This window comes from Pyxidicoccus caerfyrddinensis (assembly GCF_010894405.1).
Taxonomy (GTDB): domain Bacteria; phylum Myxococcota; class Myxococcia; order Myxococcales; family Myxococcaceae; genus Myxococcus; species Myxococcus caerfyrddinensis.
The window spans coordinates 307,884-323,072 of record NZ_JAAIYA010000009.1 but is presented as its reverse complement, the minus strand read 5'-3'; the positions used below and the strand labels follow the sequence as shown (position 1 = coordinate 323,072).

The window sequence follows — 15,189 nt, the reverse complement described above, 5'->3', positions numbered from 1 at the left end:
CGCCCCGACTCAGGGGTCCACACCCAGGCCGTTGAGGGTGATGACCTTCTCCGCCGCGTTGGCCGCGTTGGACTTGATGGTGAGCGTGCCCGTGTACGCCACGTTGTCCGTGGGCTTGAACTCCACCTGCACGAAGGCGCGCTTGTACGTCTCCAGCGCGAGCGGGGTTTCAGCGGTGAATCCCTCCGGGAGCGTCACCTTGAACTGCGACGGTGCGGACACGGTGATGCCGGTAATCTGCAGCGTCCCCTCGCCGCGGTTCTCCAAGACGAGCGAGTTGAAGCCCGTCTGCCCGACGAAGGTGCCGCTGCCGAACTCGCGGTTGAAGGCCATCTCGTCGCGGTCGGTGAAGAGCGTCGGCTCCTTGGGAATCTCCGTCTCGTTTCCACAGCCGGCCAGGGCGAAGAAGAATATGGGGAGCCACCGGGTACGCAGTTGCATGGACGTCCACTCCTCGGATTGAGGGTCAGAAGATGATGTCGTTTGTAACAGTGTTTCAGCGCAACGCACAGGTGGCCGCGGTGCTGTTCTTCGCGGTGTTCCTGGGCGCGTGTGGGGGCTCGCGCGAGGACTTCATCGGCCCACGTGTGAAGGACACATGTGATGCGTCCTGGCCCGTGTGCAGCCGCGTGGCCGGCTGCATCCTCGGCACGGAGAGCTACGCGGAAGGACGCTTCCCCGGACGCGGCCAGTTCATCGTCCAGGTGCCGGAGGCCGCCACCGTCAAGGTGCGCTTCTACCTGGAGGACGTGACGTCCTCGGGCGAGGAGACGGTGGTCCTCTTCCATGAAGAAGGCTGCCGCGCGCGCACGCGTGAGGCGGCGGACGGGCGCGCGGTGCTCGACACCATGGAGAAGTTCGGTGAGTTCACCCGCGAGGCGGACCTCACCGGAGTGGGGGACCACCTCATCGAGTTCGAGTCCGACATGCAGGCGCGCTACGTCGTGAAGGTGGACGTGACGCCGCTGCGCAACCGGTAGCGCGCGCGCTCAGCCCTTCATCGCGCGCACCAGGTGGTGCGCGACGCGGAAGCTGTTGGCTGCGATGGTGAGCGTGGACGGCACGCTGCCGCCGGTGGGCATGAAGCTGCCGTCCACCACGTAGAGGTTGGGCACCTCGTGCGCGCGGCAGTGCTTGTCCAGCACCGAGGCCGCCGCGTCGTTGCCGAAGCGGCAGGTGCCGTGCTGCAGAATCGTCGTCTCGCCCATGACGCCCTTGCGCCGCACGTCATCCGGGTCCAGCCGCAGCAGCACCTCTTCGCCGCGCTCCACCAGGAAGCGCGTGGCGGCGAAGTCCATGGGGTGGCGCTCCACGGTGATGGCCGCCACGGGGATGCCGTACTTGTCCTTCGTGTCCTCGGACACGCTCACGTAGGTGCCGGACGTGGGGAGCCACTCCGCGTAGACTTCGAACTGCAGGATGCGCGAGTCACGGTACTCCCGCATCTTGTCCTTCAGCGCCTTGCCGAAGAGCGCGCTCTTCCCGTCGCCGGCCAACTCCACCGCCGCATGGATGGGATTGGGGTGCGCCCACATGAAGCCCAGCGTGCCGCCCTTGCGGAAGCCGAAGCGGCTGTCGGGCAGGAGGTAGAAGTCCTGCACGCTGCGGTTGACGAAGGGCGCCGGGTCCTTCAGCCACGGCCGCGCCTCGCCCTGCTTGGACACGCGGAACGTCGCGTACGACTCGCCGAAGGAGCTGAAGAGAAGGTTCTTCCCCACCAGCCCGCTGCCATTGGCCAGTCCGCGCGGGAAGCGGCCGGAGGTGGAGTTGAGCAACAGGCGCGCGCTCTCCACCGCGGTGCAGGACACCACCACCACCTTGGCGGGCTGCTCCTGGACCACGCCATTCTCATCCAGGTAGATGACGCTCTTCGCGCGCCCCTGCTTGTCCACCTCCACGCTGCGTGCCATGCAGCCGGGGCGCAAGTCCACGTTGCCGGTGGCCAGCGCGGCGGGGATGAGGCTGGCGTTGGTGCCGCTCTTGGCGCCCGTCTCGCAGCCGTAGCTTCCGCACAGCGAACAGTAGGAGCACGGCGCGCGGCCCCGGTACGGCCGGCTGATGATGCCGCGCGCGGTGGGCAGCGAGTGCCAGCCCATGGCCTTGCAGGCCTTGTCGATTTCCGACGCCACCGGGTGCACGTCCAGTGGGGGCAGCGGGTAGGGCCCCGAGCGCGGCTCCGCGAAGGGGTGGGGCACGGCCTCTCCGGACACGCCCAGCTCGGCCTCGGCCTTGTCGTAGAAGGGCGCCAGCTCCTCGTAGGAGATGGGCCAGTCCGCCAGCGTGCTGCCCGACACCGCGCCCAGCGTGGAGCGCAGCCGGAAGTCCACCGGCTTGAGCCGGTAGAAGAAGCCGCTCATGTGCACGGTGCCGCCGCCCACGCAGTTGGCCGTCCACGCGACGTTGGAGCGCTCGTAGCGGCTCTGCGCGCCGTGCCGCACCAGGTGCGGCTCCTCCCACGGCAGCGGCATGAAGAAATTGCGGCGGCTGTTCAGGATTTCGTCGTGGATGAAGTCCTGCGGCTGGTAGTGGCGGCCCTTCTCCAGCACCACCACCTTGAAGCCCGCGCGGCCCAATTCCAGCGCCATGGGCGCGCCGCCCGCGCCGCTGCCGATGATGCAGACGTCGACCTCGGGCAGGCTCATTTGTGGGCGCCTCCGTGGTGGAGCCCGCACTCGCGCAGGCACTTCGGGCCGTCATGGCCCTCCGGGGGCGCCATGGCCACGGTGCCCACGGCGCCGAACCCCATCAGCTTCCAGCCCACCTTCCCCTTGTTGCCGCCGTAGGACGGGTCCCCGAGGTAGCCCTCCAGCGTCATGACGGTGAGCAGCTCGAAGAAGTGCGCCTCGCCGCTCTTCGGCGGGCTGTCCCGGAAGAGGGCGAGCAACTCGTCCTGTTGCTCGGGCGTGAGGGCGGAGAAGCCCTTCTGGAACATGCGCTGCGAGCGGCGCTCCAGCGCGGCCACGCCGCTGAGGAAGTCGTCGCGTATCGTCTCCAGCGCCGGTGTCTGGAGGATGCGGTCGATGTAGACGGGCACGTCCGCGTCCAGCGCACCCGCGTCCTCGTCACGCGGAAGGATGCGCTCGCAGGCGGCGGCCACCGCGGCGTACTCGAATGCCGAGAAGGTGCGAAGCGCCTGGCCGTTGACGGTGGCGCCAAGAGGCCCCGGGTCCGCGGGCGGTGCCTTGGCCTTTTCCTCGGAGCGCTTGCAGGCGGAGCCGAGCAGCACCACGCCACCGCCGAAGAAGGAGAGTCGCTGGATGAAGGAGCGCCGGGACAGGCGGCTCCGGGGGGAATGTGCGCGGGGCATGGGACGCCGAGTCTAACCCAGCCCCCTCGTGTATCGCCGCGAAGATGAAACCTGCTCGGCTGCTCCCCATGACGCTTCGCTGGCATAGAATGCGGGCCACGACGCACAGGGCCGACAACGCAAGGAGACGCACATGAAACGGCACGCCTGGGTACTGGGAACGGCACTCGCGCTGGTGGGCTGCGGCAAGGACAACCCGGGCAACCCCGACGGGGGCAACAAGCCGCCGGATGACCCCAACGTCAACTCGCCCTTCACCCGGCTGGTGGTGGACTCGGACCCGAGCGAGTTCCACCAGATTTCCTCCATCGCCATGGCGGTGGGCCCCGAGGACCGCATCGGCATGGCGTACTTCGTCAAGCTGAGCACCCAGACGCAGAACGCGCCCGACTTCGAGCTGCGCTACCGCGAGTTCGACGGTGGCTCGCTGAAGGCCGCGGAGGTGGTGGCCAAGGTGCAGCGCGTGTACGGCGTGTCCGTGGCCTTCGGCGCGGATGGGCAGCCGGCGGTGACGTACCTGGGCGGTGGCCGCGACGACTCGACGTTCTGGTACCAGAGCGACCTGGCGGTGGCGTACCGCGCCGCCAACGGCACCTGGACGGAGCGCATCCCCGTGACGCGCTCCAACCAGGCGGCGGCGGGCAACCCGGTGAGCGACAGCGGCTTCCTCGTGGGGCTCAATCCCTCCATCGTCTTCTCCGGCAGCCAGGCGCTCGTCGCGTACCGGGACGGGCACCAGGGCAACTTCGGGCGCCAGGACTGGGAGTCGAGCGACGTGGAGATGGCCGTGGGCGGCCCCACGGCGTGGCAGCCGCGCATGGTGGCGCCGTCGGGTGACAACAAGCTCGGCTTCGGCGGCCACATCCAGCTCATCATGGCGGGCGCGCAGCCGGCCATCATCTACGACAAGGCCCCCGAGTCCGCGCTGGCCAGCGGGACGGACGTCATGTTCCAGCGGCGCAACGCGGACGGCACCACCTGGTCCACGCCGACGCGCGTGCAGGCGGTGAGCAACACGCAGATGGGCCCCTCGGTGGCGTACGACGCGACGGTGGGCTTCGGCGTCGCCGCCATCGAGAAGATTGGCGACAAGCTGACCTACATCGAGTGCGACGGCACCTCCGCCACGAAGTGCACGGCGGCCGGGGACTGGTCCACGCCGGACCCCGTGTTCAACTCCGGCACCGGCGGCTGGTACCCGTCGCTGGCATTCGACCCGGTGAATCACGAGCCGTCCATCGCGTTCTACAACTGCGCGCTGGAGTCGGGCCGCAACGACACCGGCTGCAACCCGAACGACGACGAGCTGGTGGTGACCACGCGCATCTCCGGCATCTGGCGCGAGGCGCTGGTGGACGCGGGCGGCGGCTGGTCTCCCAAGCTGGCGTACCTGTCCAACGGCAAGCGCGTGGTGCTCTACCGGGCCCCCGTGGTGGCCACGGACAACGGCACCCTGAAGCTCGCGGTGGAGAAATGAGCCGGGCGGCGCGAGCACTGGTGGCCTTCGGGCTCGCGGGCCTCGCGTCCGGCGTGGGCCTGGTGGGCTGCGGGCTGGAGGACAACTCGCTGTCCGGCAGCGTGTCCGAGCTCTTCCCGCTGGGGGACATCTCCCGCGTGGAGGTGCTGCGCAACGCCGAGGCGCTGCAGGTGAGTTACTACCGCAACAACGAGCTGGACGTGGACCTGGTGGCGCGCCTCACGGTGGCCACCGAGGGGTTGGACTTGCGGCCTGGCGCGAAGGTGGACCTGGCGGGCACCACGCCCTCGGGGCTGGCGCGCGCCACGGTGGTGCACCTCAACGCGGGCGAGCCGGCGCGTGCCTTCGCTCCGGTGGAGAACGGCGACCTCCAGCTGGACACGGGCGGCAACCCGGGCGAGTCCACGCGCGGGGACTTCTCCATGTCCTTCCAGAAGGGCGAGGGCTACGGCGCGGGCCGCAGCCTGGAGGGCGCGTTCAACGCGGTGGCGACGGATGCCAGCTTCGGCCCGGAGCCGGGCGAGCTGCTCGACGCGGGCGTGCCGCCTCCGTGACGGCCGCGGGCTACCGCTCGGGGCGGGCTTCTGGCCCTCGCAGCCCCGAGCGGAACAGCCACAGGAAGAGCAGCGCGAAGGCCACGGAGATGGCTGTCAGGACTCCCCAGGCGAGGTAGCTCGCAACGTCCGTGACCTGCTCGTCGAACAAGGCGGCGATGACGACGAGCAGCCACAGGCTGCTCGCCGTCAGGCCCACGCCGCCGATGACGAGCTTCAGCCACGAGCCCCCCGTGCGAGGGTCTTCCGCGGGCCGCGCGGGCGGAGGCGACCAGGAGGGTGGGCCCATCACGACGACGCTCGCGGTGGACACCTGGCCGCCCGGCCCTTGCATCATCACCGCTGCCTCCGCCGCGAGCAGTCCGGCGGGCGCGGACATGAGGGCGAGCTGCTCTGACTGCAGGGCGCGGTAGAGCTTGCGGCCCCACTGCACCTCGAGGGCGAGCACTCCGAGCGAGAGCACGGCGAAGCCCGTGCCCGTCATCAGGAACAAATCGTAGGCGCCGTGCAGCAGGGTGGCCTGTCCGAGCCCCGCGGCCAGCAGGCCGAAGCGCTGCGCTTCCGGAGCGAGCCTCGCGCGGCCGACGAAGGCGCCCATCACCACGCCGGTGAAGGCATGGCCCGGCACTGCGGTGAGGGCGCGCAGGACGGCCACGCCCAGGCCGTGCTCACCCACGTAGAGGATGTTCTCCAGCGTGGCGAAGCCGAGCGAAGCGGTGGCGCCATACACCACGCCGTCCAGCGGCTCGTCGAAGGCGGGCTTGCGCCAGACGTAGAGGTACAGCACGAGGAACTTGAAGAGCTCCTCGGGGATGGCGGCGCCGAGGAAGGCCCGCACCAGCGCGGAGCCCCAGACGCCGTCGGCGTAGGGCGCGCCGAGCTTCTGGAGCGCCAGGGCCGTGGGCACCACGGGCGCGCAGATGACAGCGCCGAGGAGGAACGTCTTGAGCAGCAGGTCATGCGGCTCGGGCCGCTTGTCCCGCGCGTAGACGTACCAGAAGAGCAACAGCGACGGGACGACCGCTGAACCACCGAGCACCAGCACCGACATGGCTCCGCACGGTAGCAGGCGGGCCGTGCGTGGCTGAAATCAGGCGCCGCCGAGCGGGCGGGGCAGGAACCACCCGGGTTGTGGGTCCGGGTGCGGCTCGAGACTGTCGTCGCCGTGGAGCGCACCGCGGCTGTGGCGGTCCGGCTCACCGTCGTCCCGCCCGGCAGCCGGCGAGCGCGGAAGGAATCTTCATTCCGCGAGTCCGCTGCCCGAAGGGGATGGCCGGGCGGTGGCTTCACGCGTCTTGGGCGAACCCGGGCCTGACCCCTCCGGGGCGGGGGCGGAGGGGTACTGTTCGGAAATGTCGGGGGTTTTGTGCCGTGAGAAGTCCCGACATTTCCGAAGAGGACGCTGCCGGAGTGGCTACGGGGCCACGCAGGCGTTGAGCGCGAGGCCGCGGGACACGGCGGTCTGCGCCACGGTGTGCTTCGCGAGGGCCGCCGCGCCGCCCTCTTCGTACACGCGGCGGGCGAGCTGCATCGCCTCGCTGGCGTGGACCGTGAGGGTGGTGCCGGCCGCGTCCGTCACGGCCACCGCGCCGTCGGCCGCCGCGCGGGCCTGGACGAGCAGGTTGCCGGCCTCGTCGCGCGCCACCATGCCGTCCTCGAGCGGCTCGAAGAAGCGCACCACAGGCTCCTGGCCTTCGCGGTCCAGCTCGATGCGCATGACGCCCGTCTCGGTGTCGCGAGACATTCGCAGCGTGTCGGTGGGGCTGAGCTTCACGACGCGGGTGCCGTCGTCGGCGCCCTCGATGCTGCCCACGGGGTTGCTGCCGGACCAGAACTCGATGCTGTTGATGATGAGCGCGTCGATGAGCGCGCCAATCTCGTAGACAGGGACGATGACGAGCACGAGGAACATCAGCCACTGCACGAACTTCTCGCCCGAGATGCCCTTGTTGAACTGCCATATCTTCTGCGTGAGCTTGAACTGGCCGAAGCAGCCCGTCGCGTGCATGGAAACGAAGCCCGCGCACAGCACGGCGAGCCAGGGGGAAGGACGCTTCATCGTGAAACCTCCTCAGGGGGTTGGCATGACTGCGAGTGCGGCGCCACCATGCCATGCGCGCTACGGCTGTCACGCCCTCTTCGTGACTGCGTCCGCTGTGATGCATTTGCCTGCGCATGACGGGAGGGTGGCGTGATTGCACACTTTGCAGCCGCGTTGCTGCTCGCGGCGTCCCCGGATGCGGGCGTCGCGTCAGCGGACCTGCCCCCCGCGCCGCTGGCGTGCGTGGCGAAGTGGTACCCCGCCGTGGTGCCGGTGCGCCTGGAGTCCGGCTGGGGCTTCCGCCTCCCCGACGGCCGCACGTACCCGTTCGACGACGGGCAGGTGAAGACCTTCGCGCAGCAGCTCGAGTCCCCCGACCTGGAGGACGCGCTCTCCATTCCCTACCGCACCGGCCCGCTCACCCCGGTGACACGCGAGGACGAGGACCCCGGCCGCATCCGCTTCGACCCGCTCTTCCTCGCCACCTATGGCGCGTCGGCGGCACAGGTGGACGTGGTGCCGGTGCGCATCCTCGGCCAGCGCCTGAAGGTCCACCGCAAGGCGGCGCCCGCCTTCCAGCGCGTGGGGGCACGCCTGGAGGCGCTGCTCGCGAAGGACGCGTCGCTGAAGCCCTTCCTCACGAACCTGGGCGGCACCTTCAACTGGCGCACCATCGCCAACACCCACCGGCGGAGCGCGCACTCCTTCGGCGTGTCCATCGACCTGAACCCGGCGCGCGCGCACTACTGGGAGTGGCAGCAGCCGAAGGCGCCGCTGAAATGGCGCAACGCCGTGCCCCTGGCCGTGGTGGAGGCCTTCGAGGCGGAGGGCTTCATCTGGGGCGGGCGCTGGTACCACTACGACACGATGCACTTCGAGTACCGGCCGGAGCTGTTGGACCCGGCCTGCGCGCCGCGTTGATGCAGGGAGCGGTCAGTCCCCCTCGCTCTGCACCAGCCCGTACTTGTGCAGCAGCGAGTACAGGTGCTTGCGGTCCAACTCCGCCTCGCGGGCGGCGCGGGCGATGTTGCCGCGGGCGCGGCCCAGCAGGCGGGTGAGGTACTCGCGCTCGAAGGCGCGAATCAGCTCGTCCTTGCAGACCTTGAAGGGCCCCGTGAATTCCACCGGGAGGAAGTCACCGGCGGCGGCGGGGGCCTCGCGGGTGAACTCGCGCAGCAGGGTGTCCCCGGCCAGCTCGGGGATGTCCACCATGTGCCGCGCGCGCTCCAGCGCGTTGCGCAGCTCGCGCACGTTGCCCGGCCAGGTGTGCCCGGTGAACTGCTCGCGAATCTTCTCCGGCAGCCGCGTCCACAGGCCCTCGCCCGCGAAGGCGTCCACCAGCAGGGGGATGTCCTCCTTGCGGTCTCTCAGGGCGGGCAGGCTGAAGGTGAAGACGGAGAGGCGGAAGTAGAGGTCCTCGCGGAAGCGGCCCGCCTGCGTCTCCGCCCACAGGTCCTTCTTGCTGGCGACGATGATGCGCGCGTCGAAGGAGATGGGGGTGGACGAGCCCAGCCGGCGGAACTCGCGGTCTTCAATGGCGCGCAGCAGCTTGGGCTGGAGGTCCAGCGCCAGGTCGTCGATTTCGTCCAGGAAGAGGGTGCCGCCGTTGGCGCGCTCCAGGCAGCCGATGCGCTGGCCGACGGCGCCGGTGAAGGCGCCCTTCTCGTGGCCGAACAGCTCGCTCTCGATGAGGGAGTCGGACACGCTGGCGCAGTCGAAGACGACGAGCGGCCCGGGGGAGCGGGGGCTGAGCTTGTGGATGGCCTTGGCGGCGGCGCCCTTGCCGGAGCCCGTCTCGCCCACCAGCAGCACGGTGGAGTCGGTGGGGGCGATGCGCTGGAGCAGGGCGAAGATCTGCCGCATGGGCAGGCTGCGGCCCACCAGGTCTCCGAGGCGGTCCTCGGCGGTGGGCTCCACCTGGACGGGGGACACCTGCGGGCTGAAGCGCAGGCGCACGTCGCCCACCTCCAGCAGGGCGCCGGGGCGCAGGTACGCCTCGCGCACCTGGGCGCCGTCGAGGAAGGTGCCGTTGGTGGAGCCGAGGTCCTGCACGAGGAAGCGGTCGCCCTGGCGGCGGACCACCAGGTGGTTGCGGCTCACCGTGGGGTGGTCGATGACGACGTCGTTGTCGGGCGCCTTCCCCACGCTGAGGTGCTCGTTGGCGAGGGGGAAGACGGTGCCGGCGCGCTCGGTGTCGAGAAGCACGAGGTGGAAGTGCTGAGCGGACAGCCGCTCCCCCTGTGCCCGGGCGCCGACGACGGTGTGGGTGGGGATGGGGGCTGGCGGAAGGGCGGGCATGACTGGCGGGGGATTGTAGACGGCTTCGCGACGCGTGGTGACTTCATCCTGGGGCCGCGCCCGCCCAAGCGAGCAGCCAGGCGTGGTCGGACCCGGGGTGAACTGCTACGACGGCCACCCCATGCGCACCCCCTTCCTGCTGCTGGCGCTGGCCACCGCCTGCGCCACCGTCCCCGAAGCGCCACCCCCCTCGGAAACGCCCGCCCCGCCCCCCGCGCCCGCCCGCGTCTGGAAGCAGCCGCGCGCGGTGGTGGTGCGGCACGCCACGGTGATGCCCGCCAGCGGGCCGGCGATTGAGGACGGCGCGGTGGCCTTCGTGGACGGAAGGCTTGCCGCGGTGGGTCGTAATGCGGACGTGGCCTCGCCCCCGGGGGCAGAAGAGGTGGACGGCACCGGCCTGTACGTGACGCCCGGCATCATCGACGCGCACAGCCACCTGGGCGTGTACGCCACGCCTTCCAGCTTCTCAAACGACGATGGAAACGAGGCCACCGCCCCGGTGACGGCCGAGGTGTCCGCGGAGCACGCCTTCTGGCCGCAGGACCCGGGCCTGCGGCGCGCGGCGGCGGGCGGCATCACCTCGCTGCTGGTGCTGCCGGGAAGCGCCAACCTGATTGGTGGGCGGGGCTTCCCGGTGAAGCTGCACTTCGGTCGCTCGGCGGCGGAGATGCGCTTCCCGGGGGCGAAGGACGCACTGAAGATGGCGTGCGGAGAGAATCCGCGGCGCGTCTACGGCGAGGCGAAGAAGACGGCGCCCGCCACGCGCATGGGCAACGTGGCTGGCTACCGGCAGGCCTTCGCGCAGGCGCGCGAGTACATGAACAAGTGGGACGACTGGCGCACGAAGAAGGAGAAGAAGCCGGACGAGGCGGGCCCCGAGCCGCTGCGCGACTTGAAGCTGGAGACGCTGGCGGAGGTGCTGCGCGGCAACATCCTGGTGCAGAACCACTGCTACCGCGCGGACGAGATGGCGGTGATGCTCCAGGTGGCGGACGAAGCGGGCTACCAGATTCGCGCCTTCCACCACGCGCTGGAGGCCTACAAGCTGCGCGACAGGCTCGCGGAGAAGAACGTGGGCGTGGCCACGTGGGCGGACTGGTGGGGCTTCAAGCTGGAGGCGTGGGACGGCATTCCGGAGAACGCCGCGCTGGTGTCGCAGGCGGGAGGCAAGGCCGTCATCCACTCCGATTCCGAGTACGGAATCCAGCGGCTGAACCAGGAGGCGGGCAAGGCGATGTGGCGGGCGCGCGAGTCCGGCATCCCCGTCACCGAGGAGGAGGCGCTGCGCTGGGTGACGCTCAACCCCGCGTGGATGATGGGCGTGGAGGCCGTCACCGGCACGCTGGAGCCGGGGAAGATGGCGGACGTGGTGCTGTGGAAGGGCCACCCGCTGAGCGTCTACGCGCGGGCGCAGCGCGTGTGGTCCGACGGCGTCGTCACCTACGACGCGGCCACCGGCGCGGTGGAGCCGAGCGACTTCGAGGTGGGTGACAGCGTCGCCAACGCCGCGAGGCTGGTGGCCAGCGCCGCGCCGGCGCCGTCCTTGGAGGAGCTGGGCCTGGCCTCGCGCTGCGACGCGGGGAAGGACCGCGCCTGTGCCACGCCGCTGCCGCTGGCGAAGGAGGCGTGCACCGCGTTCCAGGGCGTGACGGCCTTCATTGGCACCGAGTGGTTGAAGGAGGCCACCGTGGTGGTGGCGAACGGGAAGGTGCACACCGTGCTGGCGGGAGCGGTGCCGACGCCCGCGGGCTGCGCGGTGGTGGAGGGGAAGGGGCGGCTGCTCACGCCGGGGCTCATCGACCCGCTGACGGAGCTGGGGTTGGTGGAGGTGGGCGCGGAGGAGGCGACGCAGGACGACGTGCTGCGCGGGGACGCGGCGAAGCAGGACGTGCGCGCGGCGCTGCAGGCGGCGGACAGCCTCAACACCGCGTCGGCCGTCTTCCCGGTGGTGCGGCTGGGCGGTGTCACCGGTGCGGTGTCGGCGCCGAAGGGCGGGCTGGTGTCGGGGCAGAGTGCCTTCGTGACGACGGACGGCACCCTCCGTCAGACGCCGCTGGCCATGCACCTCAACCTGGGCCGGGCGGGCCGGGAGGCGGTGTCCGGCTCGCGGGCGCTGGTGCTGGAGCGGGTGCGTGAGCTGCTGTTCGACGCGCGCGAGTACGGCCGGCGCAAGGCGGACTTCGAGCAGCGCCGCATGCGCGACGTGGCGGCGAGCCGGTTGGATTTGGAGGCCCTGCAGCCGGTGTTGGCCGGAAGGCTGCCGGTGGTGGTGAGGGCGGACCGTGTCTCGGACATCCGCGCGGCGCTGGCGCTGGCGAAGGAGTACGGGCTGAAGCCCATCATCGCCGGGGGCAGCGAGGCGTGGATGGTGGCGCAGGAGTTGGCGGCGGCGAAGGTGCCCGTGATTCTCCACCCCACGCAGAACCTGCCGGCGGACTTCGACCGGCTGAGCAGCCGGCTGGACGCGGCGGCGCTTTTGCGCGCGGCCGGCGTGAAGGTGCTCATCTCCGTGATGGGCGAGCCCCCCATGGTGCGCACGCTGGCGCAGGAGGCGGGCAACGCGGTGGCGTGGGGCCTGCCGCACACGGACGCGCTGCGCGCGGTGACGCAGGACGTGGCGGAGGCGTTCGGCCTCGACGGCGGCCGGATTGCTCCCGGCGCCCCGGCGGACCTGGTGCTGTGGAACGGCGACCCGCTGGAGTCGTCCACGCGCCCGGTGGGCATGTGGCTGGCCGGGAAGCAGGTGCCGCTCACCAGCCGTCAGCAGGCGCTGTTCGACAAGTACAAGGCGCTGGCGAAGTAGGGCGCCGTGAAAGAAGACGGCGGCCGTCCCCCGGTGTGAGAGGACGGCCGCCGCGCCTTCAGGCTACGCGGGTGGGGTCAGTCACCCGTGTAGATGCCGATGATGCCGGGAACCACGGTGCCGTCCTTCTTCGTGTAGCCCTGGAAGGACACGAGCACCCGGCGCTTGCCGCCGCTGCGGTCGAACTGGATGTCCGAGACACTGCTGCCATTGACGAGCTGGCTGCCGAAGACGTTGGTGCCGTACTTCATGACCTCGCCGCTCTTGAGCCGGGTCATGCCGCCCCACCAGTGGGCGCCCACCCAGACGCTGCCGTCCTGCGGGTCCACCGCCACCGCCGAGGAGGGGGCCTGGGCCGGCTTTCCATTGCCCGCGGGCGTGTAGTTGATGAGGTCCTGCATCACCTTGGTCTGTACGGTGCCGTTCGGGCTCAGCCGGGCCAGGCCGTAGAAGAAGGAGCTGACCCACACGTCCCCGCTGCTCGTCACGGACATGGCGGAGATGTGGTCATCCACCCGGTCCGCCTCCGTGGGGTAGGGCCACTCCTCGTCCCGGTCCTTGTCCTCCCAGATGTCGAAGCGGTTCCAGCTGTACGGCGGGTCCTCCGTCTCGGCCTGGGCGCGCCAGTAGTTCCCACCATTGGTGCCGTAGCGGAAGCGCGTGGAGCGCAGTTGCCCGCCGAAGAAGACGTCACCGTTTTCGGCCACGGCGATGCCGAAGTAGCGGTCCGTCAGGACCGGAGCAGAGCCTCCGGGAGCGGGCGCGCCGGAGATGGCCGGGTGCACATGCTCCAGGAGCCCGTTGCAGGAGAAGTCCCACCAGAAGTCCTTGTCCGTGTACGGGCGCGGGTCGAAGCACGCGACCGGGACGTTGCCATCGAACTCCGCGTCACCCCGGGCGAAGCCGTGGTTGCCGCCGAACCAGACGCTCTGCGTCTTCGGGTCATAGGCGATGCGGTGGATGGTGCAGAGCTTCTCGCGCCCGCGCATCTCCCGGCTGACCTTGTTCGGTCCGGTGTGGATGTCGTAGTGCACGACCTTGAGGGTGCCGTCGGCCTTGAGCGTCACCTTGTCCGCGTCGCCGCTCTTGTAGATGGCGGCGATGGGCTCCCGTCCGGCGTTGTAGGACTGGTCCCACTCGTCCTCGCAGGTGGGCATGCCCTTCTGCGGGGGCTTGCCCTCGTAGCCCACGAACACGGTGCCCGAGGGACCGCCGGCCACGGAGATGACCTTGAGGTACTTGTCGCCCGGAGGCGGGCCACCCACGCCGTCGCGCATGATGCCGTACGGGTGCAGGCCGTCCTCCAGGGTGAAGCGGCGGAGGGTGTTGTCGCCCTTCTTCATCAGGAAGAGGCCGTCCTCACCGCCGGCCACCCAGACGTTGCCGCCCTGGTCCGCGCTGACGCCGTAGACGAAGCGCGGGCCTCCCTGCTGGCGACCGTAGAACTCCCAGCCCGCGGAGGAGGGGATGGTGACGACCACCTCGCCCGCGTCCGGCGTACCGGAGTCGGGGGTGCCGGAGTCCGGCGTTCCGGAGTCAGGCGTGCCCGCATCCGGCACGGGGTCGGAACCCCCGTCGACAGGCGGGGTGCCGGCATCGGGGATTTCCCCCCCGGCGTCCGGCAGGTTGCCCCCCGCGTCGGGAGTCCCGGAGTCCTCCGCTGGCGGTTGAACGGCCTCTGGAGGGTCCTCGACCACCGGCTTCCCCGGGTCCGCCGACTCGTTCCCCGAGCCGCAGCCCACCGCCGTCCACATCGCGCCCGCCATGAAGAGCGCGCCCGCCCAACGCCATCCGCCCGTCATATCCGCCACCCACCCCTGCGAAGAAACCGGCCGGCCCGTCACGGGCAGCCGCGTCCGCGCCGCTCCTTCGCAAGCGGGGTGCCAGCGCGGCCCGTCCCTGGGAGGGGGGCCACCGTCCGCTCCCCGACACGCGGTGGGCAACGCGGTTCCCACCGTGTGCACGTGCCTGTCCCGAAGAGCCCTGGAAACGTGCTAGTTCCTGGGAGAATGGGTGGAAACGACGCGCGGGGCCGGACGCCGCTTTCACTGGTAGGGCAGGAGCCGGACCTCCTCTTCTACACCCGGCAAGCAAGCGAGCATGGCGGGCCCGTGCTGGTGCTGGGCGCCGCCAATGGCCGCGTGGTGTGGGCCCTGGCCGAGCACGGCTTCACCACCGTGGGCGTGGACCCGTCGGAGGTGATGATTCGCTCCGCCGAGGAGCGCCGTGCCTCGGAGTCCGCGGAGGTGTCCAACCGCGCCCGCTTCCAGGTGATGGACCTGCGCTCCCTGCGCCTGCCGGACCGCTTCCCGCTGGTGCTGGCCCCGCAGCACGCGCTGGGGCTGATGCCGGGCAATGATGACCTGGAGGCCTTCCTGGCCACGGTGCGCTTCCACCTGGCCCCGGGGGGCACCTTCGTCTACGACGTGCTCAACACGCCCCGCGAGCCGGTGCTCCCGCGCGACGACGAGGAGCCCGGTGCCGGCCTGGAGCCACGCCGCCCGCTGTTCGCCCTGCACCTGCGCGAGCGCAAGCAGCCCGGAGGCCCCAGCCCCATCCGCCGCCTCAAGCTGCGGCACTTCTCCCCGGAGGAATTGGACACGGCCCTCAACGCCGCCGGCCTCGTGCCGCGCGAGCGCTACGGCCGCTTCGACGGCAAGCCCTTCGATTTGGAGGACTCGCGGCACATCGGCATCGCCGGGCCGTGAA

The 15,189-nt window shown here is 70.6% G+C and carries 13 protein-coding genes; 6 read left to right on the top strand and 7 right to left on the bottom strand.

Going from position 1 to position 15,189, the window contains the following annotated elements:
- Window positions 1–9 precede the first annotated feature (9 nt).
- Complete coding sequence (locus tag G4D86_RS23495; protein WP_163996231.1) at window positions 10–441, bottom strand: hypothetical protein; 432 nt, start codon at window positions 439–441, stop codon at window positions 10–12.
- Window positions 442–473: 32 nt separating this feature from the next.
- Between G4D86_RS23495 and G4D86_RS23490 the strand changes: the two genes are divergently transcribed.
- Window positions 474–980, top strand: a complete 507-nt coding sequence (locus G4D86_RS23490; RefSeq protein ID WP_240360432.1) for a hypothetical protein — start codon at window positions 474–476, stop codon at window positions 978–980.
- 9 nt (window positions 981–989) lie between these two features.
- Here the strand turns inward: G4D86_RS23490 and G4D86_RS23485 are convergent, their stop codons facing one another.
- The gene (locus G4D86_RS23485) at window positions 990–2,642 is read right to left on the bottom strand and encodes a GMC family oxidoreductase (RefSeq protein WP_163996230.1); all 1,653 of its coding nucleotides are present in this window, start codon (window positions 2,640–2,642) and stop codon (window positions 990–992) included.
- A complete protein-coding gene (locus tag G4D86_RS23480; RefSeq protein ID WP_163996229.1) occupies window positions 2,639–3,307 on the bottom strand; it encodes a gluconate 2-dehydrogenase subunit 3 family protein in 669 nt (222 codons plus the stop codon). The genes G4D86_RS23485 and G4D86_RS23480 overlap by 4 nt, the downstream gene beginning before the upstream one ends.
- A 133-nt stretch (window positions 3,308–3,440) precedes the next feature.
- On the opposite strand from G4D86_RS23480, the gene G4D86_RS23475 reads away from it, so the two are divergent.
- Together G4D86_RS23475 and G4D86_RS23470 are read left to right on the top strand one after the other, a co-directional pair.
- On the top strand, window positions 3,441–4,784 hold the full coding sequence (locus tag G4D86_RS23475; RefSeq protein ID WP_163996228.1) for a hypothetical protein: 1,344 nt from the start codon (window positions 3,441–3,443) through the stop codon (window positions 4,782–4,784).
- A complete protein-coding gene (locus G4D86_RS23470; protein ID WP_163996227.1) occupies window positions 4,781–5,338 on the top strand; it encodes a hypothetical protein in 558 nt (185 codons plus the stop codon). The genes G4D86_RS23475 and G4D86_RS23470 overlap by 4 nt, the downstream gene beginning before the upstream one ends.
- A gap of 10 nt (window positions 5,339–5,348) precedes the next feature.
- On the opposite strand, the gene G4D86_RS23465 is transcribed toward G4D86_RS23470, so the two are convergent.
- Together G4D86_RS23465 and G4D86_RS23460 are read right to left on the bottom strand one after the other, a co-directional pair.
- Window positions 5,349–6,389, bottom strand: a complete 1,041-nt coding sequence (locus G4D86_RS23465; protein ID WP_163996226.1) for a PrsW family intramembrane metalloprotease — start codon at window positions 6,387–6,389, stop codon at window positions 5,349–5,351.
- 363 nt (window positions 6,390–6,752) lie between these two features.
- A complete protein-coding gene (locus G4D86_RS23460) occupies window positions 6,753–7,397 on the bottom strand; it encodes a DUF3332 domain-containing protein (protein ID WP_163996225.1) in 645 nt (214 codons plus the stop codon).
- A gap of 132 nt (window positions 7,398–7,529) precedes the next feature.
- On the opposite strand from G4D86_RS23460, the gene G4D86_RS23455 reads away from it, so the two are divergent.
- Complete coding sequence (locus tag G4D86_RS23455; protein WP_240360431.1) at window positions 7,530–8,300, top strand: M15 family metallopeptidase; 771 nt, start codon at window positions 7,530–7,532, stop codon at window positions 8,298–8,300.
- A 12-nt stretch (window positions 8,301–8,312) separates the two neighbouring features.
- Here G4D86_RS23455 and G4D86_RS23450 read toward each other — a convergent pair whose 3' ends face one another.
- Complete coding sequence (locus G4D86_RS23450; RefSeq protein WP_163996224.1) at window positions 8,313–9,677, bottom strand: sigma 54-interacting transcriptional regulator; 1,365 nt, start codon at window positions 9,675–9,677, stop codon at window positions 8,313–8,315.
- 121 nt (window positions 9,678–9,798) lie between these two features.
- Between G4D86_RS23450 and G4D86_RS23445 the strand changes: the two genes are divergently transcribed.
- Window positions 9,799–12,480, top strand: coding sequence for an amidohydrolase family protein (locus tag G4D86_RS23445; RefSeq protein ID WP_163996223.1), 2,682 nt, complete (start codon window positions 9,799–9,801; stop codon window positions 12,478–12,480).
- Window positions 12,481–12,557: 77 nt separating this feature from the next.
- Here G4D86_RS23445 and G4D86_RS23440 read toward each other — a convergent pair whose 3' ends face one another.
- The gene (locus G4D86_RS23440; protein ID WP_163996222.1) at window positions 12,558–14,282 is read right to left on the bottom strand and encodes a ligand-binding sensor domain-containing protein; all 1,725 of its coding nucleotides are present in this window, start codon (window positions 14,280–14,282) and stop codon (window positions 12,558–12,560) included.
- Window positions 14,283–14,489: 207 nt separating this feature from the next.
- Here G4D86_RS23440 and G4D86_RS23435 point away from each other — a divergent pair, with 207 nt between their 5' ends.
- A complete protein-coding gene (locus G4D86_RS23435; RefSeq protein ID WP_163996221.1) occupies window positions 14,490–15,188 on the top strand; it encodes a class I SAM-dependent methyltransferase in 699 nt (232 codons plus the stop codon).
- Window position 15,189 lies beyond the last annotated feature (1 nt).